The sequence below is a fragment of the Halomonas sp. McH1-25 genome (genome assembly GCF_022348165.1).
Taxonomy (GTDB): domain Bacteria; phylum Pseudomonadota; class Gammaproteobacteria; order Pseudomonadales; family Halomonadaceae; genus Modicisalibacter.
This window is the reverse complement of record NZ_JAKRFI010000012.1, coordinates 16215-42314: the sequence shown is the minus strand read 5'-3', so window position 1 is coordinate 42314 and position 26100 is coordinate 16215. Positions and strand designations below refer to the sequence as shown.

Here is a 26100-nt window from a genome sequence, read left to right as displayed (position 1 = left end):
CAAGTGGCAGCCGATGTCCGGTGTTGCGAGGGTACACACGCCCTCGCCCTTGCCCAGTCCAATTTTTATAACTTTAAAGTTATTTTTGCCGCTTATAAAAACGCGGCCTTGCTCGGCGTTGCTCTGAACTACCGCCTAACAGTTGCGCCAGCCACTGTGTTTCAGGATGACTATTGAGAGCTATCTTCAGTGTCATGGTCAGCGGTACAGCCAGCAGCATACCTACAGGTCCCAATATCCAGCCCCAGACCACCAGTGACAGAAAGGCCACGAGCGTCGACAGGCCCAGTGTGTGTCCCATGACTCGTGGCTCGATCAAATTGCCAATGACAAAGTTGACGACCAAATAAGCGATGGCCAGCATGAAAGCATCCCAGGGTCCTCCCTCCGGCATCACTAGAGTCAACAATACGGCAGGTATCGCTGCCAAGGCAGAGCCGATGTTGGGTATATAGTTCAGACAGAACGCCACCGTGCCCCATAGCAGGGGAAAGCTGACACCGATAACGATGCAAGACAGGAAGATCAATGCGCCTGTCGCCAGGCTGATCAGCGTTTTGATCGCCAGATAGCGCTTGAGGTTGGCGCTGAACTCATTGAAGCGCATCAGGCTGGGCACAGGATCTTCCAAGGCAAAAAGCACCTTGTCTCGAAAGTGCAGTGTCTCGAATAACATGAAGCTGACCAGTAAAGTGATCAGCAGACTTTGCGAAATCAGACTACCCAGGCTGTCGAGAACGGCCGGCATGAACTGAGACAAGGTCGACATGTCGAGCCATGTGGTAATGCTATGCGGCTGAAGATAACCGCCGAGCTCTGGCGCCCAGCTTATCAGGGCATAGTACTGGGCGAGTAACTGCTCCTCGAGGTTGGGGAGCACTTCCATGAACGTGGCAATACTGCCCGCCAGCAGCGACCCTAGCAGCACTACCCATATTCCAAGGATGAGCAGCGTAACAAGCACCGCCATATGACGTCCCAGACCTAGGCGTTGCAGCCATTGCACCGGCGCCGTACAGATGACGGCGATGAACAACGACAGCACCAAGGGCACCAGAATGTCTGCGCCGAGTTTCATCCCGGCAATAATGATGACCAGCGCAGCCAGCGCCAGCAGCAAATGAAAAGGGATGGTGCGCTTACCGTGATCGACATCGTGGTCCATGAAAGCCTTCCTGGCAAAATGACTCTAACCTGCATGATGACGGCATGAAGAGGCTTCGACAATCAGCCACACTAAATAGGACAATAAAAAAGCGGGCCAAGAGGCCCGCTGCAAGCGACTGGTCAGAGCGCCTGACCCAGAGAGAGCTAACCGATCTTCAAACCTCGAATCCCAAACCGAACGACTCGGCTGACATGGCCATCAGTGACTCGCTCCCCGCCCTAAGCATTTCGGCATGAGCCCGCGTGCGTGGCAGTAGCCGCTGATAATAGAAGCGCGCCGTATCGAGCTTTGCCCGATAATAATCAGCGGATGCATCGTCACCCGCCTCCAGGGCCAACTGTGCGGTACGTGCAGCACGCGCCCAAAGGTATGCCAGCGTCACGTAGCCTGCATAGAGCAGGTAGTCGACACTCGCCGCTCCCACCTCTTCACGGTCGTTCATGGCTTTCATGCCTACCGTCATGGTGAGTTCGCCCCACTCGGCGTTGAGACGTGCCAATGGCTCGATGAATTCTTTCAAAGACGCATTGTCGGCTTCGGCCTGGCAGAACTTGTGTATTACCTTGGTGAACACTTTCAATGTTTCACCCTGGTTCATGAGGATCTTACGGCCCAACAGATCCAATGCCTGGATACCGGTAGTGCCTTCATAAAGGCGCGTAATCCTGGCATCACGAACGAACTGCTCCATGCCCCATTCCTGGATGAAGCCATGCCCGCCGAAGATCTGTACGCCTTCGTTGGTCGCCTCGAACCCCAGTTCGGTGAGAAAGGCCTTGACGATAGGTGTCAGCAGCCCCAGCAATGCCTCGGCATCCGCCTTTTCGGACTCATTTTCCCCCTGCTCGACGATGTCGACCAGCTGCGCCGTATATAACACCAGCATTCGCCCACCCTCGGCGAGTGCCTTCTGGGTCAGCAACATGCGCCGCACATCGGGATGCACGATAATCGGATCGGCAGGCTTGTCTGTAGCCTTGGGACCGGAGAGCGCGCGCATCTGCAGGCGGTCACGCGCGTAGGCCAGCGAATTCTGGAAGCTTGCTTCCATCAAGCCCAAGCCCTGAATACCGACACCGATACGCGCCACATTCATCATCGTGAACATGCAGGCCAAGCCCTTGTTGGGCGGACCCACCAGAAAGCCCTTAGCGCCATCGAAGTTCATGACGCAAGTCGCGTTACCGTGGATGCCCATCTTGTGCTCTAGCGAACCGCACGTTACGCCATTGCGCTCGCCAGGATTGCCCTGAGCATCGGGAAGGAACTTCGGCACCACGAACAGCGAGATGCCTCGCGACCCTTCGGGGGCGTCCGGCAACTTGGCAAGCACTAAATGGACGATGTTTTCGGCAAGGTCATGTTCACCCGCCGAAATGAAGATCTTGGTGCCCGTGATGCGGTATGCGTCGCCATCCGTGGGTATGGCCCGCGTCTTGATCAACCCCAGGTCGGTTCCACAGTGTGGCTCGGTCAGGCACATGGTGCCCGTCCATACCCCCTCCACCAGCTTGTTCAAATAGGCTGACTTCAATTCAGCACTGCCGTGGTGGCGGAGCGCATCGGCCGCGCCGTGCGACAGTCCTGGATACATTCCCCAGGCGAGATTGCTTGCACAGATCATCTCGGACAGCGCCATGCCCAATGAGGGCGGCAAGCCCTGTCCACCATATTCGGGATCGGCCGCCAAACTCGGCCAGCCCCCTTCGACATACTGGGCATAGGCCTGCTTGAATCCTTGAGGCGTCTTGACGTCACCACCTTCGAGACGGCACCCCTCACGATCGCCCACTTGATTGAGCGGCAAGAGGACCTCGCGGGCGAAGCGCGCGCCCTCATCGAGAATTGCCGCCACGACATCGGGAGTCGCATCGTCAGCGTTGGGCAGACGTGCATAGTGGGCAGGATAATCGAGCATTTCGTTCATCACGAAACGCAAATCGCGCAAGGGGGCCTGGTAATCCGGCATGTCATCTCTCCTGGCATTCGACATGGAAGGCAGCCTCACGCGCCTTCAAACATGCGTTTGAAACTAGGCCAAGCGCCCCCCTCAAGTCAAGCGTTCGTTTGAACCCTGACATCCATGCCATTGTGCGTATCAGGTCAACTGGTCATTGCATGCGGATCCCCCCGTCGAGGCGGATCACATCGCCATTGAGCATAGGGTTGGTCACGATGTGCTCTGCCAATGCGGCAAATTCCGCCCCTTTGCCCAGCCGTTTGGGAAACGGCACCAACGCAGATAGAGAAGCGACCGCCTCGGCGGGAATGCCCTGCATCATCGGCGTTTCGAAAACGCCGGGAGCAATGGTCATGATACGAATGCCATAACGCGACAGTTCACGTGTCAACGGCAGTGTCATTCCGGCCACACCAGCTTTTGAGGCACTGTAGCCCGCTTGCCCCACTTGGCCATCGTAGGCGGCGATCGATGCGGTATCGATGATCACGCCCCGCTCGCCATCGTCCCCTTCTGGGGCATTCTTGAGCATTGCCGCCGCCGCAAGCCGCAACACGTTGAACGTGCCTACGAGATTGATGTCGACCGTTCGCCTGAATGCCTCCAAGTCGGCCGGGTTGCCCTCGCGATCGAGCAACTTGGCGACACTGACGACACCGGCACAATGCACTACGCCATGCAGGCCGCCCATCGCCACGGCACAATCCACGGCAGCCTGCATGTCGTCGGGACTTACCACGTCGCCGCGAACTGCCACGGCGGCGCTTCCCAAGCGCCTCGCCTGATGTTCGACGGTCTCGCTGAGGTCGGTGAGTACGACATTGGCGCCGCCTGCCGCCAGTCGCTCGGCAGTCGCCGCCCCCAGACCGGATGCAGCCCCGGTCACTAGAAACGTATGGTGTGCCAATTGCATATGCGCTTCCCTCTTGTCGACGACATGGCCCACTCATGACGTGGGTAATGGAGTAATAGCCGCTGTTGCCACGGCCTGTCCGAAGAATGTCTGCTTCGAACGATTTTTAAGACACGGTCCAGTCTTGTCTCAACGGCGTACAGATGGTGCCTGACATGCACAAGGGCGCGATGTCTGGCTTCATCGGAGAGAAGTGGGAGAACGAGTGATCATTGCGACCAGCTCCCGCGCCAGCGACTCCGGCGAGCGCGGTCCTTCCGGGTCGTACCAGCGAACCGTCCAGTTGAGCGCGCCAAGCACGAAGCGACGCACCGCTAACGGGTCACCGCAGATAAGGCCGGCGTCCAGGGCATCATCGATCACTTTCTTCCATAACGCTTCGTAAGCATCCCGCAAGTGAACGAGATGGCATCGGGATTCATCGTCGAGGCGCCGCCATTCATAGAGCGCAACCACATGAGCATTGCGGTCGGTAAGCAGGGTTTCCAGATGTGCACGGACCATGGCGTCGAGTCTCGCTCGTGGCGTGTCGTCGGCGTCGCTCAACGCTTGGCGTGCCAGCGCCAGGGCGTTATGCATGCCCTCTTCGATGACTGCACAGAGGATTTCCTGCTTGTCCCTGAAATGATGGAACAGACTGCCTGACTTGATCCCCATTTCCTGCGCCATCATGCGTACGGTCGTCCGATCGAAGCCCTCTACGACGAAAAGACGAGCAGCGATCCGGATCAGTTCCTTGCGACGGCTGGAGGCGTTCACTAAAGTCATCGAATTAACACTAGCGCTTGCTTGGTTAATCCTGAGCAAACCATAGCCCCACGCCATGGTCAATCGAGTGAATGCCATGACCAATGCTGACGACGTTTTCATTCTATCCGGATCCCGTACGCCAATGGGCGGAATGCTGGGCAGCCTTTCGAGCCTGACTGCACCACAACTGGGCGCGATCGCCATCCGTAGCGCAATCGCCCGCGCCGGCATTGCCGCCGATGCCATCGACGAAGGCATTCTGGGTTGCGTTCTTCCCGCCGGCGTCAAGCAAGGCCCCGCCCGCCAAGCCATGAGGCAGGCCGGCATTCCGGACGGCATCGGTGCCACCACGATCAACAAGCTTTGCGGCTCGGGCATGAAGGCGACCATGCTCGCCCACGACCTGATCCGCGCCGGCAGCGGAAACATCGTGCTGGCCGGCGGCATGGAGTCGATGTCCAACGCCCCCCATGTGCTGACCAAGGCGCGTGGCGGTTATCGCCTGGGCCATGGCGAACTCAAGGACCACATGTTCCTCGACGGCCTGGAAGATGCCGAGACCGGCCGTCTCATGGGAACTTTCGCCCAGCATGTTGCCGACGAACGCGGCTACACCCGGGAGCGTATGGACGATTTCGCCATCGCCTCGCTGGAACGCGCCATGACCGCGCAAGAGAAGGGATGGCTCGAGGCGGAGATGGCCCCGGCCACGGTGGCCTCGCGTGCCGCTGAGAGCGTGGTCGACCGCGATGAGCAGCCCTTCTCCGCCCGCCTGGACAAGATTCGAACGTTGCGCCCGGCCTTCGCCAAGGACGGAACGATCACGGCAGCCAACGCCAGTTCGATCTCGGACGGAGCCTCGGCACTGATCCTGGCCAATCGCGAGGCCGCCGAGTCTCAGGGCGCCAGACCCTTGGCACGCATTCTCGGACACGCCACGCATTCTCAGCACCCAAGTGAATTCACCATCGCCCCGGTCGGCGCCATCGGCAAGTTACTGACACATCTCGGTTGGCATGTAGACGACGTCGACCTGTTCGAGATCAACGAAGCCTTTGCCGTGGTGACGTTGATGGCCATGGATGACCACCGCATTCCCCACGACAAGGTCAACGTCTTTGGTGGTGCCTGCGCTCAAGGACACCCGATCGGTTCGACGGGATCGAGAATCATCGTCACCCTACTCAATGCACTTCGCCAGCGTGGCGGCAAACGAGGCATTGCCAGCCTGTGCATTGGTGGTGGCGAGGCAACGGCCGTGGCAATCGAATTGCTCGAATGAAACCGTGCTGCCGACAATCGCAAGAAGGCCGGCATTGCGCCGGCCTTCTTTGCATCAACCGTAACGACCGGTGATGTAGTCTTCGGCCTTCTTGGTATGCGGGTTGGAGAACATCATGCGAGTATCGTTGTACTCGATCACCTCACCCAGGTGGAAGAACGCGGTGTAGTCGGCGACACGCGCAGCCTGTTGCATGTTGTGAGTGACCGTGACGATGGTGAACTGCTTTTTGAGCTTGTCCATCAGGTCTTCGATGGTTGCCGTGGAAATCGGATCGAGAGCCGATGTAGGTTCGTCCATCAATATCACATCCGGTTTCACTGCGATCGCACGTGCAATACATAGACGCTGCTGCTGTCCGCCCGAGAGAGACGTGCCGGGTTGCTGCAACTTGTCCTTGACCTCGTTCCATAGCCCTGCATCGCGCAATGCCTGCTCTACCAGTTCATCCTGTTCTGCCTTGCGGCTGACCATGTCGTGCATGCGGGGCGCATAGGCTACGTTTTCAAAAATCGACTTGGGAAACGGATTAGGCTTCTGGAACACCATCCCTACCCGGCGACGCAAGGCGACTTCGTCCATCTTCGCCGCGTTGACGTCGCGGCCATCCATTTCCACCAACCCTTCCGTGCGTACACCGGGGATCAAGTCATTCATGCGGTTCAGGCAACGCAGGAAAGTCGACTTGCCACACCCCGACGGCCCGATTAATGCCGTGACATTCTTTTGAAAGATATCGAGATTGATATTCTTCAGGGCTTGGCTCTGGCCGTACCAGAGGTTCAAGTCACGTACACGAATGCTTAGTTCATGATTGGCGCTATCGTTGCGTGTAACCGGTTGTCCGGCGTGCTGACTAGACATGGAGAGACGCTCCCGCTCGGCAACTTGCATATTCATGGGTTCAATCCTGTGTGTGCAGCGGCGATTTACCAGCGACGCTCGAATTTCTTGCGCAGTACCACCGCAGCGGCATTGAGCGCGATCAGTATGCTCAAGAGCACCAGAATCCCGCCGGCGGTTTTCTCGACGAAAGCACGTTCGGGCTCGCCCGCCCAAGTGAATATCTGCGCCGGTAGCACTGTCGAAGCGTTAGTGAAGGAAGCGCCAACATCGGGAATAAAAGCCACCATTCCGATAATGATGAGCGGCGCCGTCTCGCCCATGGCCTGGGCCAAGCCGATGATCGAACCGGTCATGATGCCGGGCGTGGCTAGCGGCAGTACGTGATCGCGGACTACCTGCCAGCGAGAACAGCCTACTCCGAAGGCCGCATGGCGGATCGAATCAGGCACGCTGCGCAGCGCCGTACGTGTAGCGATAATGATCACCGGCAATGTCATCAAAGCCAGGGTCATGCCACCGACCAATGCTGAAGAGCGCGGCACACCGAAGAAGTTGATGAAAATCGCCAGGCCCAGCAAGCCGAACAGAATCGAAGGGATCGCTGCCAGGTTGTTGATATTGATCTCGATCAGCTGGGTAAAACGATTATCAGGCGCGAACTCTTCGAGATAGACTGCCGTCATCACGCCGATCGGAAACGCGATCGCTAGCGTCACCAGCATGGTCATTACGGTACCCACGGCGGCAGCCAGGATACCTGCCCGCTCGGGCATCTTGGAGTCGCCCTCGGTGAAGAAGGTGGTATTGAATTGCAGCTCCAGGCGACCGCTCTCGACGAGCTCGTCCACCGTCTCGCGCTCATCCTCCGAAAGCCGGCTACGGTGCCCCTTGAGATATTGATCCACTTCGCTATCGGCGAGCACCCAACGCTGCTCGGTTGTCCCGATAAGGCCGGGGTCGTCGCGCAGCATGCCCGGTATCAGCCGCTCGAAACTGCGGCTGACCAGCCGAGAAACCTCGGGGTCGAGGGCAGCACGCCCCATCCGCTGAGCGTCTTCATTGTAGTCCAGCTCGACCTCGATATAGGCCTGCTGAAAGGCCGGCAGGCCTTTGCTTAGCATATCGGCGAAGAATAGAACGAGGAACAGGCCGGCCAGGCCCAGCGCGCCCATGGATATCCATTTCAACCTACTCGACTTGCGATGGCGCCGCTTTAGCTGGGCGCTGATGTCGTCGAAGGATTGACTCATCTGCGTTTCCTCGGCTTTACAGATTATTGACGCGATATTTTTCGCGGAAGCGGCGGATCATGAGTACCGACACCAAGTTTAGGCTCAGTGTGACGATAAACAGCACCAGACCCAGAGCGAAAGCGGAAAGCGTTTCGGCACTCTCGAATTCCAGATCTCCGGTCAGTGCAGCAACGATACGCACAGTCACCGTCGTCATGTCTTCCAGGGGGTTAGCCGTCAGGTTGGGGCGCATACCGGCCGCCATGACCACAATCATGGTTTCACCCAGCGCCCGCGAAACGGCCAGCAACGAGGCGGAGATGATGCCCGGCAGTGCAGCCGGAATGACTACGTCGCGGATTGTCTCGCCCTTGGTCATGCCCAGCGCCAGTGATCCTTGGCGCATACTGTCGGGGACAGAGTTGATGACGTCATCCGAAAGCGACGAAATGAAAGGAATTATCATGACTCCCATAACCACCCCAGGCGCCACAGCATTGTTGAATGACGAGTCGAGGCCAAAAAAGCCCGCCACATCAACGATAATCGGCGCCACGGTGATCGCAGCGAAGAAGCCATAAACCACGGTGGGGATACCTGCCAATACTTCGAGAGTCGGCTTGGCCAGGGTGCGCACCCGTTGGGGAGCGAACTCAGACATGTAGATGGCCGATAAAAGCCCTACGGGAATCGCCACCAGCATGGCGATGGCGGTAATCATGAAGGTACCGGCGAACAGCGGTACCGAGCCGAACTGCGCTGCGCTGGCACCCTCCTCAGCACGCCCGGCCGCGGCAAGGAAGCTCGCCCCTGGATTCCAGACGGTACCTGTGATGAATTCCCAGAAGCTATGCATCCGGAAGAAGCGCAGCGCTTCGAAAATGATGGAAAATAGAATGCCGAAGGTCGTGAAGATAGAGATCAGGGCCGCGGCAATGAGAATCCATTGAATAACCTTTTCAATGGCCTGACGTGCGTGAAAGGCGGGTTTTACTTGGCTGACCCCAACCATCAGGCCGAGCGCGGCGGCAACAAGGCTGCCAGCCAACAATAAAAATGTGGGGATATCGGCGCCCAACAACAACATGATGAAGGCACCTACCGAACTTACGGCGAACGCCGGCCCCGCAGTGGCCAGCACCGCGAACCAGGCATACTGTTCGGGCTGGGCACTCATGGCTGACCCAGACGCGCGCACGCGCGCCGCTTTAGCACGGCCCAGGAAGAAGGCTACCAGACCCAGCAGCAGCAGGACGCCGCTGAAAATCGCCAGGAGTTGGTTGGTCTGCATAGAGCTCTCTCGGTGAATGTCGCGACGGCCGCCCAGGGCGACCGGAGAAGTGCAGCAACCGGCAGCTTTAAGCTGCCGGTCGGCTCAGGCATGTCTGCCCATTAACGCAGTTACTCTAGATCGGAAGCCTGCAGTTGCTTACGCTCTTCGACGGTATTGCGAACCTGTTCACGCTCGCTCTCGGGCAGCGGAATCAGACCGATATCCGCCAGGTAGCCACCCTCGCCGATCATCTGCTCGGAAACGAACATGTCGACGTAGTCATACAGCGGCGGCACGTCATCAGCATGCTGGTTCTTGACATAGAAGAACAGCGAACGGGCGATCGGGTAGTCGCCCGAACTGATCGCTTCGGGCTCCGGTTCGACACCATCGATACTGGCGGCATTCAGTGAGCGTGAGTTTTCCTCAAGGAAGGAGTAACCGAAGATACCGAAGGCATCGGTGTCCTCGCTCAGACGCTGGACTATCAGGTTGTCATTCTCACCGGCATCGATATATGCACCATCGGCACGAATCTCGGTATATGCCTCACCGCCGTAGGCTTCCATGTCTTCAGAAGCCGTTTCCATGACCAGCTCTTCGAAGGCATCGCGGGTACCAGATGTGCTGGGCGGCCCGTAGATGGAAATTTCGCGATCAGGCAGCGAGGAGTCAATGTCGCTCCAACGCTGATAGGGGTTATCGACCAGCTCGCCATTCTGCGGGACCTGAGCGGCCACCGCCAGGAACAACTGCTCCAGAGTCAACTCAAGCTCGTCGTTCTCGCTCGACTGGGCAAACACGATACCATCAGAACCAATCTTTACTTCGGTGACATCGGTAACACCATTCTCTGCACAACGCTCAAGCTCGGAAGCCTTGATGCGACGCGAAGCGTTGGAGATATCCGGCGTCCCCTCACCCACGCCATTACAGAATAGGCGGATACCGCCACCAGACCCGGTGGACTCGATGACCGGTGTCGGATATTCGGTAACGGCGCCAAATTCCTCGGTCACATAGCTGGCAAACGGATAGACCGTACTGGAACCAACGATGCGGATCTGGTCGCGGGCCTGGGCGACACCGGCCACGCCCATGACGGCGACAGCAATGGCGGTGTTCTTGAGGATGCGATTCATGGGTAACTCCTGTCGATGAAAGTGTTCAACCTTCGCGAGGCACAAGATGCCCAACAAAGATGACAACTTCATGACAGACGCTACGGTGATTGCCGGTCAGAACAGTAACCCCAGGGCGGCGACGGTACTCAATATCAAAGAGGACCACTGCAACGCTCGCCGATCGAGGCGATGGGCGATACGTGACGCCAGCAAATGGCCGAGTACCACGGCAGGAACGAAGGTGGTCGCCATCCCTAAATGCCAAAGCTGGATCTTGTCGGCCAGCAATAGAGCCAACAGCGTCATCGCGGCACTGACGATGAAGAATGCAGACAGGTTCGCACGCGCCGCATCCGCAGGTAGACGATGCATGAGCAGAGCGATCGGTGGCCCCCCGATGGCCGACACGGTCCCGAAAATGCCCGAGACGATACCGGCAACGAACAGGCTCACCCTGTTCAGAGGCACGCTGAACTTGAGCAGGCTGACCGCCACCGACGACAGCACAATCAGGGCAATGAGCTTTTCGAGAACGGCCAGTGGGGCCGCCAGCAGCAGCCAGATGCCCAATACGGTACCCGGAACCCGTCCTACCAGCGCCATCCCGACCGCATTCAGACGAATTTCCCGTCGGTAGGCCCCGACCATCATCACTGCTACAAGCAGGCCGAACATGACCAGAACGGCCGGCACTAGGCGCGGCTCCAGCATTAATATCAACGGTGTGCCGATGACCGCTAGGCCGAACCCGGTGGCGCGCTGGACAAAGGCGCCCAGACACAGGCTACCTGCACACCCGAGCCAGACCCAAAACGAAACGTCCAGCCATTCAGCCACGCAATGCCGACCCTGAAAGCGCCCGGACCCCCAGGTTGCCGAGCACGGCCGCCCCCAGCATGGTCAATACCATCGGCCAGGCGCTGGGAATCTCGAAGGCCCCGACCAGCACCCCGGCCAATGCACCGCAGGAAAACTGGATACTGCCCATCAGAGCGGTCGCCGTGGCGCTCATGCCGGGAAAATGGTCCAGCATCGAGGACATGGCATTCGGACTGATCAGCCCCTGCATACCGACGAATAGCGTCATCAGCGGCACGACGACAGCCAACGAGTCGAGCCCGGTAGCGAACACCAGCACCAGCAGAAGCCCGGTCGCCAATTGGATACCCAGCCCCCATAACAGGTTCTGCTGTGGAGCACGCCGCTTGAGCAGCCGAATGTTCAATCGGTTGGACCCGGCCATCACGATGACATTGGCACCAAAGATGAAGGGATAGACCGCCGGCGAGACCCCGTAATAGTCCATGTAGAGAAACGGCGATCCGGTAATGAAGGCGAACATGCCGGCGAACGACATGGCCACGGCGCTGATGTAACCCATCGCTTCACGGTGGCGAAGCACGGCCAGATAGTTGGCGAGTATCTGGCGGACCCCGGCGACCTCGGCGTCGGCACTCCGCGTCTCGGGAAGATAGCGGTTAAGCAGCCACAGCAAGAACGCGGCATACACCCCGAGGAAGACGAAGATCAGCCACCAGTCGGCCAGGTACAACAGCGCACTGCCCAGGGCTGGGGCCACCAATGGCGCCAGCAACATGATCATGACCATGGTCGAGAAGACCTTGGCGGCTTCGCGCCCACTGAAACAGTCACGCACGATGGCCGAAGAATTGACCACCGATGCTCCGCCACCCAGGGCCTGAATGAAACGTAGCGCCCATAGCATTTCCAGTGACTCGACCTGGGTGATGGCCAGGCTGGCGAGCAGGAACGTCAGAATACCGCCGAAAAGGACAGGCCGTCGGCCGACCCGATCGGACAATGGCCCGAAGACCAGTTGGCCCAGCGCAAAGCCGAACAGGAACACACTGACGGACAACTCGGTAAGATGAACGCTTGCGCCAACGCTTTCGGCGAGTGCCGGAATTGCCGGAAGGTAAGCGTCGATAGCCAGTGGCGCGAGGGCCGTATTTGCCGCGACCAGTAATGCGATGCGTCGGGAATCGAACTGATGCATAAGCCTCCTTGCAGGTCCAGCGCCAGGAACCATAAAGACGTAAGGGGGCTAATCATAACAGCGAAGATGCCAGGGCGCGCGTATCGCGCCCTTCTGCACGACAAACGCAAAGCAACTCAGTACAACGAGGGGGTCCAGGAAGGCACGGGACTATAAGCGGGACTATAAAAAGCGTGGCCAGCGTGTATGGTTAGCCGCCTGACTAGCGCTGTAGCTCCGGGCTGATGAACGGCTTGCCGGCAAGTATCTGCTGGATTGCCTGCGGTAGTTCGTCGGGCTCCCCCTTGAGAATGTAGCCGCTGGCGCCGGCTTCGAAGGCCTGTTCGACGTAATGCTTTTCTCCGTGCCCCGACAGCATGGCGCAAGGCAAGCCAGGCTGTCGCTCATGAAGCTTTCTGAGCAGATCTATGCCGCTCATGCCGGGTAACGACATATCGATGAGCACCAGATCCGGCAACGGATCGGGAAATCGCTCAAGTGCGGCTTCTGCACTATCCACGACGCCCACTACCTCGAAGATCTCCTCCAATGCGAGGAATTCGGTCAACATGTCCCGCATCAGTGGATGATCCTCAACCACGAATACCCGTACCATGATCACTCCTTGACGTTGCCGATACCTATCGGATTGCACGGCACGCGAATCGTCACCCGCATACCAGCGCCTACAGACGAATCGATGCCCATACTCCCACCGACCTGACGCAGTCGCTCCCTGATGCTCGACAATCCGAAGCCCGTTCCCTGAAACGCAACATCCGCCGATCTACCCATCCCCAACCCGTCGTCCTCGACACGAATGATCAGGTCGCGATCGGCCTGCTCGAGCACAACGGTGGCGCGTTCCACCCCGGCATGCTTCTTCACGTTGAAGAGCAATTCACGCACGACCTGGAAAAGCATGACACGAAGATCTTCATCGATGCCAGGCATGACAGGCCTGCTCACCAATTCGACCTCGAGGCCGTGCAGTTCGAGCATCTGTCGCTGTAACCACTCCAAGGCATCGGCCAGCCCCTCTGTCTTGAGAATCGGGGGGCTGAGGTCCACGGTCAACTGTCGCGTCGTAGTGATGGCTTGCTTGATGATAACGCGTGCCTCTTCGATCATCTCGGCCAAGGCCGATTGCTTTTCGAGGGCCAAGCGATTGATGACCATGCGCAGTTTCAGCTGCAAGGCGTACAATAGCTGCTGCAGGTCATCGTGCAGAATCTGCGATACCCGTCGACGCTCCTCCTGTTCGGCCATGGTTAGGCTGTAGGCCATACGACGGACTTCTTCTTCCGCCCGCTTGCGCTCGTCGATGTCGGTGTTGGTGCCAAACCATCCCAACGTTCTCCCCACCCCGTCGCAGAGCGGAATGCCACGCGCCGCCACCCAGCGCCAGTTGCCACTGCGTGCATGCCAAAGACGATATTCCGCGACGAAGGGCTGCCCGGAGCCGACGGCAATCTGCCAAGTCCGTTCAGTCGATGCTATATCGTCCGGATGCACCGCACTCCACCAACCTCCCGCCAGCCAGCACTCCGCATCCTGTCCGGTAAAGGCACGCCAGGAAGGCGAGTCTTCGGCCGCACGTCCCGCGGCATCGGTACTCCAGATGATCTGTGCCGACGTGGTCACCAGCAGGCGGAAACGTTCTTCGCTTTCGGCAAGAGACTGGGTTCTTTCGGCTACCAATTCCTCGAGTCGATCCATTGTCATGCGCTGATCGTTGATATCGTTGGCCGACCCGAACCAGTGGAGAATGTCGCCGGCGTCATTGCATATCGGTACGGCCTCGACCAGAAACCAACCGTAGCCGCCATCGGCCCGGCGCATGCGATGTTCATTGCGAAAGCGCACGCCAGTCTCCATCGCACGCCGATACTTGTGCAGGACGGCGTTTCGCTCGCTCGGGTGGATGGTTTCCACCCAGCCATAACCACTCGCCTCCTGGGAGGACTGGCCGGTATATTCCGTCCAGCGATGATTGCACCACACTCGCTGCCCACCGGGGTCGGCCTGCCAGAGCATGTCGGGAACCAGGTCTGCAATGGCATGAAAGCGGGTTTCGCTTTCATAGCGTGCCTGTTCGGCTCGTTTGTGCGCCGTGATATCGATCACGAATTCCACACACTCGTTTTCGCTGAGCTGGGCACCGGCAAACAATCCCCACCAGCGCGACCCATCAGGGCGCACCAGCTCTTTTTCATAAGGGGCAAAACGTCCATTGGCCTTCAGTTCCTCGAAGGCTTGCCATGTGCGCGGCATCCACTCCGGCAGTGTCACCAACGCCGAATTCAGTTCGCCACGTTGCAGGGCCCCTCGCCGCAACCCGGTCATGCGCAGAAACGTATCGTTGGCCTCAAGAAACGTGCTTCGCATGTCGAAGAACAATACCCCGACCATTTCGATCTTCAGCGCACGTGCAATCCGCTGCTCACTTTCACGCAACGCCTCTTCCACCCTTGCACGCTCCACCAAGGCGGTCGTCTCGAGCACCGTAGCCAACACTCCGCCAATATCACCGTCATCATCGAGTACAGGGCTGTATGCCAGCGTGAAGAATGCTTCTTCCGGACGCCCGTTTCGTTCCAGAACCAACCGCTGGTCATCGAAATTGAACGATTCCCCACGTGCGATCACGCCGTTGTAAATGGGCGCTGTGAACTCCCAGACTTCAGGCCAGCAATCCCGGTTGGGTTGGCCCAGGCCAACCGGATGTTTGTTGCCCATGACAACGCGGTAACCGTCGTTATAGATCTGTACGAGTTGCGGGCCCCAGAGCAGTATCATGGGCGTAGGCGATGCGACGACAAGCCCGGCAGTAGTACGCAGACTCATCGACCAGCTCTCTACGGGCCCCAGGGGGGTCTGCGACCAGTCCTTTTCACGGCAGCGTCGAGCGAGCTCGCCCTCGCCATGAAAAATTTTCGCAGTCAGATTCTGCCGGAAGGCTTGATCGGTTAACGACAACGGTGGATTACCTACTTAGGTGAGCATTCTTGTTCGGTCAGCGTGACACACCAGTCAACCATCCAAACGCTTTCATTTCCATTTAGGCTCCGTGGATTTTCCTCAAAGTGCAATAAACCTTTGCTAGAAATCGGGAAAAACCCGACTCGGCCAAGGCGACACCGTCGATCTTGGCAAGTAAAAAAGAAGCCACGCAGGGACTACGATGAAAGCACTCGACAACATGACCGTTCGCTTCAGTTGGATGCTGGTTCTCACAGCCTTCAGCGTATTGCTGATCGTCGTCGGCGCCATGGGGCTCTACTCGAATCACTTCAGCCGACAGGCGTTCGGCACTTTGAATCAACTCAATGTCGAGCAGACCACGGCCCTCAACCACGCCTATGTCGACATGTTACGCGCGCGCGTGGAAATGGACCGTGCCGCAGAACTGATTCGCGTACCTTCGTTCGACCAACCCGGGCCGGTCATAGAGCGCGCAGAAGCGCTGATGAAAAGCGCCGATGCCGCCTTCGAGCGCTTTTTGGCCGTGCCCTCCCAGGCAAGCCAGCAAGAGGCCGTCGAAACGTTGTCCCAGCGCTTCCAGTCATTGTTGAATACAGGCCTTTCACTGCAGCTCATGGTCCTAGAGGATGGCGACTTTTCCGGGTATCGCTCGGGGCAAGCCCGGGTCAGCGAGATGAGCCAAGCCTTCATGGAGAGCGCCGACGCCTTCTTCCAGGCCTCTCAACTCAGTGGCAATGCATTGGTTGAAAAATTCCATCGTTCCAGTGGCTGGATGGATCGCGCCATTGCCGTTGCCGTTGCACTCGCTCTCGTGCTGGCAGGCCTGGTGCTTTGGGGCGTCACCGCCAATGTGATACGTCCCCTACGTCGAATCGGAGAGCATTTCGAGCATATTGCGCAAGGCGATCTGTCGAAGCCCTTGGCACATCGTCGCGACAATGAAATCGGCAGGCTCTATCAGGGACTCAGCGCGATGCAACAAAGCCTGGCCGCCACCGTGGCCCACGTACGCCACAGTAGCCAGGAGGTCCATGACGGCACTCACCACATCGTCAGCGGCAACGATGATCTCTCGTCGCGTACCGAGCAGCAATCCGCCGCCCTGGTCGAGACAGCCAGCAGCATGGACGAACTGACAGCGACAGTGACCCAGAATGCCGACAACGCCCGCCAGGCGAGTAGGCTTGCCGCCAATGCCTCACAGACGGCGCAGCAAGGCGGCCAAGTGGTCGGTCATGTCGTCGATACCATGCGCGACATCGACCATAGTGCGCGCCAGATGGCTGACATCATTGGCGTGATCGATGAGATTGCTTTTCAGACCAATATCCTGGCGCTCAATGCCTCGGTCGAGGCAGCCCGTGCCGGAGAACAAGGCCGTGGATTTGCCGTGGTTGCCGGTGAAGTCCGGGCCCTGGCCGGTCGCAGCGCCAGTGCAGCCAGCCAGGTTCGTGAGCTGATTCAGGCGTCATCGGAAAAGGTGGCTAACGGTACGGCACTGGTAGACCGGGCCGGACAGACCATGCAAGACATCGTGAGCGAAATTCAGCGCGTCAACGACATCATGGAAGAGATCGCCGCGGCCTCATCCGAGCAGAGCCACGGCATCAACCAGGTCAACCAGGCCATCGGCCAGATGGAGCGGGTTACTCAGCAGAACGTCCAACTGGTGCAGGAAGCCGCCGAAGCGTCACAGGCGTTGGAGCAGGCGGCCGTTACGCTTCGCGATAGCGTCGCCCACTTTCGCCTGGCAGAAAGCGACGACGCCCACGAAATGACATCGCTGCCCTCCCGACCCTCGCCGGAGCCGAAAGCACTGCCCACCTCACCCGACACCGAGGACCTTATTTCACCGGCACCGGCCTATGCATGATTGCTAGGCGCATCGTGGCACGCTTGATAAAGTTGTCGATCGTCTCGAACCAAGGAACTGCATGACATGGCAAAGGATAAGCTGAGCCAGTTGAAGTCGATGACCACGGTGGTCGCCGATACCGGCGATCTGGAAGCGATTCGACGCTTCGCGCCGACCGATGCCACGACCAATCCGTCGCTGATACTGCAAGCTGCCCAGCACGAAAGCCGTCGGGCGAGAATGGCCGAACTGGCACGTGAAAGCACTGACATCGACGATGCCGTCGATGCCGTGGCCGTCGAAGTCGGATCCGAAATCAGCGAGTTGGTGCCTGGCTATGTCTCGACGGAAGTGAGCGCCCGGCTCTCCTTCGATACCCAGGCCACCCTGTCTCGTGCACACTCGCTGATCGAGCGTTATGAACGGCGCGGCGTCGCTCGGAATCGAATCCTGATCAAGGTGGCCTCTACCTGGGAAGGCATCCGCGCCGCCGAACAACTCGAACGCGAAGGCATCCATACCAACCTGACGCTGCTGTTCAGCTTTGCTCAGGCCCAAGCCTGTGCCGATGCGGGCGTGACGCTGATCTCACCGTTTGTGGGTCGCATACTCGACTGGCACAGGGCAAAGGAACCCAGCGCCGACTTCTCCGGCCAGAACGACCCGGGCGTACAGTCGGTCAAGCGCATCTACGAGCACTATAAGGGACATGGCTACAAGACAGTGGTCATGGGAGCGAGCTTTCGCAACAGTGGCGAGATCGAGGCGCTTGCCGGTTGCGACCGCCTGACCATCTCGCCACAGCTGCTCGAAGAACTGGCCACGACCGAAGGTTCTCTGGAACGCCAACTCGTCGCATTCGAAGCCGAGACCTCTCCCCCCGAACCCTACCTCGAAAGCGAATTTCGTTGGGAAATGAACGAAGATGCCATGGCCACCGAAAAGCTGGCCGAAGGCATTCGTAAATTCATGGCCGACCAGCGCAAACTCGAACGGTTACTCGCCGAGCTACGTCGCTAGCGTACGAGTCACCAGGTCCAACTCGTTGCAAACACGCCCGGCATGAGCCGGGCGTTTCATTGTCGTTCCCCACGTCGTCTCAGTGCGTCGACTTGCTCTCCTGGGCCTCGAGCAATTCCACCAACGGCTGAAACTGTTCGCGATTGTGCTCGTTCATGCGCATCAGGATTCGGTGCGCCTCGAGAATACGCTGCTGCATACCCATCTCATCGGCTTGCACCTGAGGCAGTTCATCCAGTTCGGCAGGCTCGACGAGCGGGGCTCGTACCAGCGTAAAGTAACGTGCGAATCCCATGACATCCAACATACGGCGCACATCGGGATGGTCGGCCACGATGGTCGGCGGATGAGACAAGCGCCCCTGGACGGCCATGGCCACCTTGGCAAGAAAGCCCAGCGCCGTGGAATCGACATTGGTGGCTTCACGCAGATCGACGATTACCGCTTTCAACCCAGGCATATCAGCCAAGCGCTGTGCCTCGTTGTCCAGCGTTGCACATAGGGTGAGGCGTACGTCACCGCACAGTTTGAGTACGAACACACCGGCTTCGTACGCCGCCTTGATTCGTCCCTCACCGCTCGTCATGGTCAAATCCGCTCAATAACATGATGGTCAAATCATCCGGCAATTCTTGACGTTCAGTCACTTCGTCGTTCACCGAGCGATCCACGGCCAGGCCGGTCCGCAAGTCCGCGACATTCCGACATTGCGCTACGAGCTGTCTCAGCTCGACGAGTCTCTCATCCAACGTGTTACCTGGCAGACATTCCAATACCCCGTCCGAACACAGCCAGAGGCGGAATTTATCTGGTAACGTAACATCATAGGATGGATAGGTAACTTTTGGAAACAAACCGACCGGCATTCCCTCTCCCTCGATCACCTGAGGGGCCTCGCCTGCATCGCCAGCCGTCAACAATGGCATGGGCATCTGTGCGCCCAGCGAGTAATGCATGCGATGGCATTCACGATCGATGACCCCCACGAACAGCGTGGCATGCTTACCGATGCCGGTCTCCAGAAGCTCATTGTTCAGTTGGGCCAGCCAGCGCGAGGCCAGCGTTTCGGGCTCCCTTCCGTCCCACTCGCTCAACCATCGGTTGCTTAGATACTTCAGGAGGACCGTCACGAAGGCCGACGAGGCACCGTGCCCCGATACGTCGGCGAAGTAGAACACGCTGTATCGATCGTCGAAACGCTGATAATCGAGAAAATCGCCCGACAAGTACAACGACGGCGCCAGCCAGTATTCGCACTCGACGCCATTGACCGTCAGCGGCTGCGGGGGCAGCAACCGACGTTGGATCTGGCTCCCCCCCTGCTGATCGAGTCTCAGCATGGCCAGATGCGTTTCCAGATTCTCGTTGAGCTCGGCCAACCTCGCTCGGTCACGCGCATGCTCTTCAGCCAACTGATGATGCTCCAGGGTACGCGCAATCAGCCGGCGCAACACATCGCCATGGCGCTGGGGATCCACCAGATAGTCCACGAGTCCAGCATCCACGGCCTTGAGCAAGTCGCCATCGAGACGTTTATCGCTAACCACGACCGTAGGCAGGCGCAGGGAAAGCTTCGGCCAGTCCCGTGCAGGCACTGCACGCACATGGGCCACGATCAGCCTGGTCTCGGCCGGCAACGCATCGATATGCTCGGCGGCAACAACCGCGAAACATCCCTTGGCGATGGTTTTGGCCAGGGCGTCACGCGCTTCGCCAGGCAGATCAAGCAAACCGATCAGGATGCGTGAACTGGCCATGTCGGCAGGCCTCTACTCGGCGAAGTCGCTATCGTCGAATTCGAAATCGTCACTCGCGAACGGATCCGCTCCCATTTCGCCATCGTTGACCTCGAAACGCCGTTGCTGCAGGTAAGTGTCGCGCAGGAAGATGTAGCGATCCCCGCGAATCAAAGCCTCTTCGTCGAGGACGCTGGCCCGGTAGTTGACCAGTTCGAGCCCACGCGCACCATAACGTACGGCATCTTTTTCGACATAGGTTACCGGGTCCGCGTACCAGTCGGCGGGCATGCCACCGGCATGGCGCAGGGTGCGCCCTCCGAAGATCGGCAGGACAACGAAGGGCCCTTCACCCACGCCCCAGGTCGCCAGTGTCTGGCCGAAGTCCTCCTCGCGCGCCGTCCATCCCAGCTCGGTGGCCGGATCCAGGATCCCACCGAGTCCCAGCGTCGAGTTGAGGATAAAGCGTTTCGAGGCCACACCGGCATTTGCCCATTTCCACTGCAGCATACTGTTGGCGATGGTGCGCACCTCGCCAAGGTTGGTAAAGAAATTACCCACGCCAGTCTGCACCGGCTCGGGAGTGATCGTGTCATAGCCCTGCGCCACCGGTTTGAGGGCATAGCGATCCAGCGCATCATTGAACGCAAAGACCCGACGATTGAAGGGTTCCCAGGGATCGGCGGGATTGGCGGCGGTCTGTTGAGCCTGACTGGCGCAACCGCCCAGCATCACACTGGCCGCGACGGCCATAGCTATCGTTTTCATTCGTTTATCCTGCGTACGATTACGCTACCGGCACTGTAGCCGGCACCAAATGAGCAGATCACGCCCAGCGCGCCTAGAGGAAGATCGTCACGATGCAGATGGAAGGCAATGATCGAGCCTGCCGAACTGGTATTGGCATAACGGTCGAGGATGACCGGTGCCTGTGTTTCCGAAGGGTCAAAGCCCAACACCTTGCGAGCGATCAGGTCGTTCATGTGCCGATTGGCCTGGTGCAGCCATAGCCTATCGAGATCGTTACCCGATAGCTGCAGGGCTTCCAGGTGCTCGGTGATGAGCTGCGCGACCAAAGGGCAAACTTCCTTGAACACCCGTCGTCCTTCCTGCACGAAAAGCTTGTCTTGGGCCAAAGGATCGCTGTCGCTGGCACGATTGAGAAAGCCGGCATTGTTGCGAATCGCATTGGAGAAACGCGTCAGCAATCGGGTACCCAGAATCTCGTAACCGATATCGGCTCTGACCAAGTCTCGTGCCTCGACAACCACGGCGGTGCAGGCGTCGCCGAAAATGAAGTGGCTATCGCGATCGCGGAAATTGAGGTGGGCCGAACAAATTTCCGGGTTGATGACCAATGCTCGCCGTACGCTCCCGCTGGCGATGGCATTGTTGGCGGTTTCGATGGCAAACGTAGCGGAGCTGCAAGCCACGTTCATGTCGAAAGCATAGCCGCCCGTGCCCAGGGCCGCCTGCAACTCCACCGCCACGGCGGGATACGGCCGCTCGAGGTTGGAACAGGCGACGATCAGCATATCGATCTCGGCCGGCTCCACCCGAGCACGATCCAACGCTGCCCGAGCGGCGGCCACTCCCATCTCGCATTGGATCGACGCCTCATCGTTGCGGCGCTGTGGCAAGTACGGGCGCATGCGGTCGGGATCGAGAATGCCTTGAGCGTCCAGCACGTAGCGACTCTGGATACCCGACGCCTTAACGATGAACTCACTGCTGGAATATGCCAGCGGCTCCCTATCTCCCCGCGCGATGGCATCGGCGTGATTGGCATTTTCACGATCCACCCAGGTATTGAAAGCCGCCACCAGGGTGTCGTTGTCGATAGCGTGCTCCGGCGTGTAAAGGCCCGTGCCGGTAATCACGGCGTTTGTCATGGTTATCTCCTCGCGGTGGTCGTTGCCACCCGCCACGTCTTGCCGGGCGTCACTCACTGCGTCGCCCGGTAATCTCCGCCCAGCGCCGCTCCAGGCGCTTGGCGGATATGGGAAAACGCGTTCCCAACTGCTGGGCATACGACGATACGCGAAACTCTTCCAACCACCAGCCGAACTCGACGAGGGCCGGATCTTCCCATCCACTGCGCCGCTCGCTTTGTCGGCGATCGTTCCAACGCGTCTCGAAATCGTGAATTTCCTGCATCAGCATCTGGTCGCGCATGCGCTCCCGTGGCGCTTTTTCCAACCGAATTCTCGCCGCTTCCATGTAGCGAGGGTATTCCTTGAGCCATTCTCCGGCTTCGCTGACGAAGCCGGGATGGACGAGGCGCTGCATCTGGGCCTTCAAATCACTGTATACCAAGGCCAGCGCAAGATTCAGATTACCTTTCAACGCCTGGGTCACTGCCAAGTGCCCTTCCAGCGCCTTGAGCAGCGTCTCGACCAACGTCTCGGCATAGGGCACCAGGTCGGCGCGTTTCTCATCCAGCCGCTGGTTGAAATCGCCACGCGAACGAGGCAGCGGGTCGAACGCAATCTCATGCAGGAACGTCGCTGCGACCAGATCGTCGAGCAGTTGTGTCTTGCTGCCTACCTTGGTGAACAACAGCGCACAGCGGTCCACGCCCTTGAGCTGCCTGATGGCCTTGGCCTGCCCGGGCAGACGCTGTATGGCCAAGCGCTTGATACCCTGGCGATGCATCTCGCGCGCCTTGTCGGGATGATCGAACAAACGTACCGACAAGTGCGCGCTCTTGTCCTGCTCCACCAAGGCAGGGTACGCCTTGACACGTATGCCTGCCTGGCTGGTGGTGCTGGATTCGACCAGCGGTGTTTCAGGCAGGTCATCGACATCCTGACGGGCATCCACAGTCTCGCCCAGCGCCTGCGCACCGGCACTCGCCTCGGCGTTGAAACGCCGCTCCAATTCAGCCGGGTCGCGGCCCTGACCGAGCGTCTTGCCGGTGTGGTCGACCACCTGGAGATTCATGCGCAGGTGCGGCTCGAGCTGTTCGGTCCGCCAGTCTTCACCCGACAGGCGCAATCCCGTCTTGATGCGCAGAAACTCGCCCAGCGCCTCGGTCAGTGGCACATTGTCAGGGGTCAGCGCTTCCAGTGCCGCGTCGACCCAGTCGGGAATCGGCACTACCTGGCGTCGCACCGACTTGGGCAATGACTTGAGCAGTGCAATGCACTTTTCACGCAACAGCCCTGGCACTAGCCACTCGAGACGGTAGCGCGGCAGTTGCGGCAGCATGGCAGCCGGCACGGTCATCGTTACCCCATCGTCTTCGGCCCCTGGCGCAAAGTGATAGCTCAAGGGATAGCGAACGCCATTCAGCACCAGTTCGTCGGGATATTGGACGGCACTGACGTCCTCGGCGCTGCGCGCCATCAGTGCCGCCTTGTCGAACTTCAGTATGTTCGGCTCGTCACGCTCGGCCTGTTGCCGCCAGTGCTCGAACCCCTTGCCATTGATGATGTCCTCTGGCAAGCGCTGGTCATAGAAATCGAACAGCGTTTCTTCATCTACCAGAATATCGCGCTTGCGGGCCCGATCTTCAAGATTTTCCACTTCATCGATCAGTGCGCGGTTATGGGAGAAGAATGCCGCATTGGTGCGGTACTCCCCTTCTACCAGAGCCCGGCGGATGAAGATTGCCCGCGCTTCGCTGGGTGCCACCGGTCCGTAATGCACCTTTCGACGCGCCACGATCGGCAGGCCGAACAGGGTAACCTGTTCATAAGCGACCACCTGGGCACGCTTCATTTCCCAGTGCGGCTCGCTGTAGGAACGTTTGGTCAGGTGAGTGGCCAAGGGTTCGATCCACTCCGGCTGGATGCGCGCAACGTCGCGAGCGAACAACCGGGTGGTTTCCACGAGCTCGCCGGCCATGATCCATTTCGGCGTTTTCTTGGCCAGTCCCGAGCCGGGATGGATCATGAAACGTCGGTTTCGTGCACCGAGATATTCACGGTTCTCGATGAATTGGCCAATGTTAGACAAAAGACCGGTCAGCAAGGCCTGGTGCAACTGACCGTAGTGATGACGTCGTTGCTCGCGCAAAACCGCTTCGTCAGGCTCGGCCTGCTCATTCGCTGGCGGTACCGAAGGCACCTCGATGTCCATGTCGCGCAACAGCTGGCGCAACTGCCGGTAGGTATCGTGCCATTCGCGAACACGTAAGTAGTTGATATAGTTGTCGCGGCACCAGCGGCGTAGCTGACTGCCTGACAGCTCGTCTCGGGCCAGCTCGAAGCCTGTCCAGAGATTGAGCCAGGCGACAAAGTCCGAGTCGATATCGTCCCAGCGCTTGTGGGCCTGGTCGGCGGCCTGGCGCTTCTCGGCCGGACGCTCGCGCGGATCCTGCACCGACAAGGCGCTGACGATAATCAGCACGTCACGCAGGCAGTCACGCTCGGCCCCGGCCAGTACCATCCGCGCCAGCCGAGGATCGATGGGTAGCCGTGCCAACCGGCGACCGGTAGTCGTCAGCCGATTGCCCTCGTCTACGGCACCGAGTTCGAACAGCAGACGAAAACCGTCCTTGATGAAGCGGGAGTCCGGTGCATCGACGAACGGAAATGCCTCGATGTCTCCCAGCTTGAGCGAGAGCATGGACAGAATCACCGAAGCCAGGTTGGTCCGCTGTATCTCGGGTTCGGTGAACTCGGGCCGTGAGAGAAAATCCTCTTCGCTATAGAGCCGGATGCATACCCCTTCGGCGACGCGACCGCAGCGTCCCTTACGCTGATCGGCACTGGCCTGGCTCACCGGCTCGATGGGCAGACGCTGGACTTTCGCCCGGTAACTATAGCGGCTGATACGAACCAGGCCGGGATCGATGACATAGCGGATACCCGGCACCGTCAGCGAGGTCTCGGCGACGTTGGTCGACAGCACGATGCGGCGTCCGCTATGCGACTGGAAAACGCGATTCTGCTCGGCGTTGGAGAGCCGCGCGTACAGCGGCAGGATTTCGGTATGTTTCAAGTCGGCCCGCCTCAGCGTATCGGCCGTCTCTCGGATCTCGCGTTCTCCCGGCAGGAACACCAGCACATCGCGCGGCCCACTGAACCAGCGTTTCTCGCGCTCAATGGACTCGATCTCCTCCATGGCGTGAAGGATCCCTTCCTGCAGGGTGCGATCCTCCTCGTCGTCCGCCTCACGCACCAGTGGCCGATAGTGCACCTCGACAGGATAGGTACGTCCCGATACCTGAACCACGGGCGCCGGACAGCGTACGCCTTCCTCGTTCGGCATGGCGAAATGCGCCGCGAAGCGCTCCACATCGATGGTCGCCGAGGTAATGATGATCTTGAGATCGGGACGCCGCTCGATGAGGCGCTTGAGATAACCCAACAAAAAATCGATATTGAGGCTGCGTTCGTGGGCCTCGTCGATGATGATCGCCTCGTAGCGCTCGAGGTCGGGATCGTGCTGTGTCTCGGCAAGCAGGATACCGTCGGTCATCAACTTGACCAGCGTACGCTCGTTGGTCTGATCGGTGAAGCGCACCTGGTAGCCGACCTGCCCACCCAGCGGCACCTCGAGCTCTTCTGCCAGGCGAGTGGCCACCGAGCGCGCCGCCAGGCGGCGCGGCTGGGTATGCCCGATCAGACCGCGCCGGCCCAACCCGAGTTCCAGACACAGCTTAGGCAATTGCGTCGTCTTTCCCGACCCGGTCTCGCCGGCCACCACCACGACCTGGTGGTCGCGAAGTGCGGCGAGAATATCCTCGCGCTTTTCCGCGACCGGCAGCGACTCGGGATAGCGCAGGGTCACCGCTAACTTCCGGCGCGCCTCCAATGCTGCCTGTGACGAGGACATCCGCGCATCGATATCGCGCAGCGCCCGATCGACTGGTTTGCCGGCCCGCGCCCGCTGCCTCAGGCGTGCAATGCGCCGTGCCTGATCGTGGGCATCGCGAAGCAGGCACGTGTCGAGGCGTGAGCGGCGCTGATCGAGTTCTTTCAAGACTTGGGTCGGGGGTGAGGTCGGGCTCA

Annotated in this window: 20 protein-coding genes; 3 read left to right on the top strand and 17 right to left on the bottom strand. The window is 59.2% G+C overall.

What is annotated here, in order from left to right; translation table 11 throughout:
- Positions 1 to 79 precede the first annotated feature (79 nt).
- From MHM84_RS20755 to MHM84_RS20740, 4 genes are all read right to left on the bottom strand, one after another.
- Positions 80 to 1165 carry an AI-2E family transporter gene (locus MHM84_RS20755; RefSeq protein ID WP_239268865.1) on the bottom strand — a complete coding sequence of 362 codons (1086 nt, stop codon included), beginning with the start codon at positions 1163 to 1165 and terminating at the stop codon, positions 80 to 82.
- A gap of 157 nt (positions 1166 to 1322) precedes the next feature.
- A complete protein-coding gene (locus MHM84_RS20750) occupies positions 1323 to 3137 on the bottom strand; it encodes an acyl-CoA dehydrogenase C-terminal domain-containing protein (RefSeq protein ID WP_239268863.1) in 1815 nt (604 codons plus the stop codon).
- Positions 3138 to 3279: 142 nt separating this feature from the next.
- Positions 3280 to 4041, bottom strand: coding sequence for an SDR family NAD(P)-dependent oxidoreductase (locus tag MHM84_RS20745; protein ID WP_239268861.1), 762 nt, complete (start codon positions 4039 to 4041; stop codon positions 3280 to 3282).
- Positions 4042 to 4221: 180 nt separating this feature from the next.
- Entirely contained in the window at positions 4222 to 4809 is a 588-nt protein-coding gene (locus tag MHM84_RS20740; RefSeq protein WP_239268859.1) for a TetR/AcrR family transcriptional regulator, read from the bottom strand.
- A 76-nt stretch (positions 4810 to 4885) separates the two neighbouring features.
- Between MHM84_RS20740 and MHM84_RS20735 the strand changes: the two genes are divergently transcribed.
- Positions 4886 to 6073: an acetyl-CoA C-acyltransferase gene (locus MHM84_RS20735; RefSeq protein WP_239268857.1), complete on the top strand. Its 1188-nt coding sequence runs from the start codon at positions 4886 to 4888 to the stop codon at positions 6071 to 6073.
- Between the two features lie 54 nt (positions 6074 to 6127).
- On the opposite strand, the gene pstB is transcribed toward MHM84_RS20735, so the two are convergent.
- The 8 genes from pstB to MHM84_RS20695 all read right to left on the bottom strand — a co-directional run bounded on the left by pstB (position 6128) and on the right by MHM84_RS20695 (position 15391).
- On the bottom strand, positions 6128 to 6937 hold the full coding sequence (pstB, locus tag MHM84_RS20730; protein WP_239268887.1) for a phosphate ABC transporter ATP-binding protein PstB: 810 nt from the start codon (positions 6935 to 6937) through the stop codon (positions 6128 to 6130).
- Between the two features lie 65 nt (positions 6938 to 7002).
- Positions 7003 to 8169 carry a phosphate ABC transporter permease PstA gene (gene pstA / locus MHM84_RS20725; protein ID WP_239268855.1) on the bottom strand — a complete coding sequence of 389 codons (1167 nt, stop codon included), beginning with the start codon at positions 8167 to 8169 and terminating at the stop codon, positions 7003 to 7005.
- 16 nt (positions 8170 to 8185) lie between these two features.
- Positions 8186 to 9442 (bottom strand): phosphate ABC transporter permease subunit PstC, encoded by a 1257-nt coding sequence (gene pstC, locus MHM84_RS20720; protein WP_239268853.1) that lies wholly within the window; start codon positions 9440 to 9442, stop codon positions 8186 to 8188.
- A gap of 110 nt (positions 9443 to 9552) precedes the next feature.
- Positions 9553 to 10566: a PstS family phosphate ABC transporter substrate-binding protein gene (locus MHM84_RS20715; protein WP_239268851.1), complete on the bottom strand. Its 1014-nt coding sequence runs from the start codon at positions 10564 to 10566 to the stop codon at positions 9553 to 9555.
- A 96-nt stretch (positions 10567 to 10662) separates the two neighbouring features.
- Complete coding sequence (locus MHM84_RS20710) at positions 10663 to 11385, bottom strand: sulfite exporter TauE/SafE family protein (RefSeq protein WP_239268849.1); 723 nt, start codon at positions 11383 to 11385, stop codon at positions 10663 to 10665.
- Complete coding sequence (locus tag MHM84_RS20705; RefSeq protein WP_239268847.1) at positions 11378 to 12565, bottom strand: Bcr/CflA family multidrug efflux MFS transporter; 1188 nt, start codon at positions 12563 to 12565, stop codon at positions 11378 to 11380. Before MHM84_RS20705 ends, MHM84_RS20710 begins: the two co-directional genes overlap by 8 nt.
- Positions 12566 to 12767: 202 nt before the next feature.
- Complete coding sequence (locus tag MHM84_RS20700) at positions 12768 to 13160, bottom strand: response regulator transcription factor (RefSeq protein ID WP_239268845.1); 393 nt, start codon at positions 13158 to 13160, stop codon at positions 12768 to 12770.
- A 2-nt stretch (positions 13161 to 13162) separates the two neighbouring features.
- Positions 13163 to 15391: a PAS domain S-box protein gene (locus MHM84_RS20695; RefSeq protein WP_239268843.1), complete on the bottom strand. Its 2229-nt coding sequence runs from the start codon at positions 15389 to 15391 to the stop codon at positions 13163 to 13165.
- A gap of 337 nt (positions 15392 to 15728) precedes the next feature.
- Between MHM84_RS20695 and MHM84_RS21545 the strand changes: the two genes are divergently transcribed.
- Complete coding sequence (locus tag MHM84_RS21545; protein ID WP_275445889.1) at positions 15729 to 17402, top strand: methyl-accepting chemotaxis protein; 1674 nt, start codon at positions 15729 to 15731, stop codon at positions 17400 to 17402.
- Between the two features lie 66 nt (positions 17403 to 17468).
- Positions 17469 to 18404, top strand: a complete 936-nt coding sequence (gene tal / locus MHM84_RS20680) for a transaldolase (RefSeq protein WP_239268841.1) — start codon at positions 17469 to 17471, stop codon at positions 18402 to 18404.
- 79 nt (positions 18405 to 18483) lie between these two features.
- Here the strand turns inward: tal and MHM84_RS20675 are convergent, their stop codons facing one another.
- Genes MHM84_RS20675 through hrpA form a run of 5 tightly spaced genes read right to left on the bottom strand, consistent with a single transcriptional unit; the run spans position 18484 to position 26071 of the window.
- A complete protein-coding gene (locus MHM84_RS20675; RefSeq protein WP_239268839.1) occupies positions 18484 to 18990 on the bottom strand; it encodes an STAS domain-containing protein in 507 nt (168 codons plus the stop codon).
- Positions 18977 to 20161: a SpoIIE family protein phosphatase gene (locus MHM84_RS20670; protein WP_239268837.1), complete on the bottom strand. Its 1185-nt coding sequence runs from the start codon at positions 20159 to 20161 to the stop codon at positions 18977 to 18979. The genes MHM84_RS20675 and MHM84_RS20670 overlap by 14 nt, the downstream gene beginning before the upstream one ends.
- Positions 20162 to 20173: 12 nt before the next feature.
- Positions 20174 to 20908, bottom strand: a complete 735-nt coding sequence (locus tag MHM84_RS20665; protein ID WP_239268835.1) for a VacJ family lipoprotein — start codon at positions 20906 to 20908, stop codon at positions 20174 to 20176.
- Positions 20905 to 22032, bottom strand: coding sequence for a beta-ketoacyl-ACP synthase III (locus MHM84_RS20660; protein WP_239268833.1), 1128 nt, complete (start codon positions 22030 to 22032; stop codon positions 20905 to 20907). Before MHM84_RS20660 ends, MHM84_RS20665 begins: the two co-directional genes overlap by 4 nt.
- A 49-nt stretch (positions 22033 to 22081) precedes the next feature.
- The gene (hrpA, locus tag MHM84_RS20655) at positions 22082 to 26071 is read right to left on the bottom strand and encodes an ATP-dependent RNA helicase HrpA (protein WP_239268831.1); all 3990 of its coding nucleotides are present in this window, start codon (positions 26069 to 26071) and stop codon (positions 22082 to 22084) included.
- Positions 26072 to 26100 lie beyond the last annotated feature (29 nt).

What these genes read in the sequence shown, in the direction of transcription:
- MHM84_RS20675 (WP_239268839.1), bottom strand. Translation starts at nt 18,990, where the DNA reads ATGACGAGCGGTGAGGGACGAATCAAGGCGGCGTACGAAGCCGGTGTG.
- MHM84_RS20665 (WP_239268835.1), bottom strand. Translation starts at nt 20,908, where the DNA reads ATGAAAACGATAGCTATGGCCGTCGCGGCCAGTGTGATGCTGGGCGGT.
- MHM84_RS20735 (WP_239268857.1), top strand. Translation starts at nt 4,886, where the DNA reads ATGACCAATGCTGACGACGTTTTCATTCTATCCGGATCCCGTACGCCA.
- pstB (WP_239268887.1), bottom strand. Translation starts at nt 6,937, where the DNA reads ATGTCTAGTCAGCACGCCGGACAACCGGTTACACGCAACGATAGCGCC.
- pstA (WP_239268855.1), bottom strand. Translation starts at nt 8,169, where the DNA reads ATGAGTCAATCCTTCGACGACATCAGCGCCCAGCTAAAGCGGCGCCAT.
- pstC (WP_239268853.1), bottom strand. Translation starts at nt 9,442, where the DNA reads ATGCAGACCAACCAACTCCTGGCGATTTTCAGCGGCGTCCTGCTGCTG.
- MHM84_RS20740 (WP_239268859.1), bottom strand. Translation starts at nt 4,809, where the DNA reads ATGACTTTAGTGAACGCCTCCAGCCGTCGCAAGGAACTGATCCGGATC.
- MHM84_RS20660 (WP_239268833.1), bottom strand. Translation starts at nt 22,032, where the DNA reads ATGACAAACGCCGTGATTACCGGCACGGGCCTTTACACGCCGGAGCAC.
- MHM84_RS20745 (WP_239268861.1), bottom strand. Translation starts at nt 4,041, where the DNA reads ATGCAATTGGCACACCATACGTTTCTAGTGACCGGGGCTGCATCCGGT.
- MHM84_RS20705 (WP_239268847.1), bottom strand. Translation starts at nt 12,565, where the DNA reads ATGCATCAGTTCGATTCCCGACGCATCGCATTACTGGTCGCGGCAAAT.
- MHM84_RS20715 (WP_239268851.1), bottom strand. Translation starts at nt 10,566, where the DNA reads ATGAATCGCATCCTCAAGAACACCGCCATTGCTGTCGCCGTCATGGGC.
- MHM84_RS20750 (WP_239268863.1), bottom strand. Translation starts at nt 3,137, where the DNA reads ATGCCGGATTACCAGGCCCCCTTGCGCGATTTGCGTTTCGTGATGAAC.
- tal (WP_239268841.1), top strand. Translation starts at nt 17,469, where the DNA reads ATGGCAAAGGATAAGCTGAGCCAGTTGAAGTCGATGACCACGGTGGTC.
- MHM84_RS20755 (WP_239268865.1), bottom strand. Translation starts at nt 1,165, where the DNA reads ATGGACCACGATGTCGATCACGGTAAGCGCACCATCCCTTTTCATTTG.
- MHM84_RS21545 (WP_275445889.1), top strand. Translation starts at nt 15,729, where the DNA reads ATGAAAGCACTCGACAACATGACCGTTCGCTTCAGTTGGATGCTGGTT.
- MHM84_RS20670 (WP_239268837.1), bottom strand. Translation starts at nt 20,161, where the DNA reads ATGGCCAGTTCACGCATCCTGATCGGTTTGCTTGATCTGCCTGGCGAA.
- MHM84_RS20700 (WP_239268845.1), bottom strand. Translation starts at nt 13,160, where the DNA reads ATGGTACGGGTATTCGTGGTTGAGGATCATCCACTGATGCGGGACATG.
- MHM84_RS20695 (WP_239268843.1), bottom strand. Translation starts at nt 15,391, where the DNA reads ATGAGTCTGCGTACTACTGCCGGGCTTGTCGTCGCATCGCCTACGCCC.